General features: G+C 40.5%; 1 protein-coding gene. It reads right to left on the bottom strand.

The features are described 5' to 3' along the window. Positions 1 to 245, bottom strand: a 245-nt coding sequence (locus SB752_RS32215) for a hypothetical protein (protein WP_410719468.1), incomplete at its 3' end; no start/stop codon positions are given. Positions 246 to 299: the final 54 nt, after the last annotated feature.

Raw genomic sequence — 299 nt, 5'->3', positions numbered from 1 at the left:
CTCCGAGTTCCTTTTTCGTTACTTCTCACCAAATCTGTTTTAGTGTCAAAAGCTTTATGTCTAAATGCCTGTTCTTTATCCGCAGATTGTTTAAGCCATTCTAAAATATGCGGATCAATAGCATAAAGTTTTTCGATTTCGGCTGCGTCCGGTAGAAGATTGTCATCAAATACCTCTTGTACCATATGGCCTTGCTGTCCTTGCTGGTTTCTAACAACCTGCTGCGTACGTTGTTGCTTAGCCATTACAGGTACTTGCTTTATCGAATGCTTTCCTGTAAGAGTTTGCAGCGTTATTAC

It is taken from the genome of Brevibacillus sp. SIMBA_040 (assembly GCF_046535075.1).
In the GTDB taxonomy this organism is placed as follows: Bacteria; Bacillota; Bacilli; order Brevibacillales; family Brevibacillaceae; genus Brevibacillus.
Note: the sequence above shows the minus strand (reverse complement) of the source record. Positions and strands in the feature narration are given on the sequence as shown.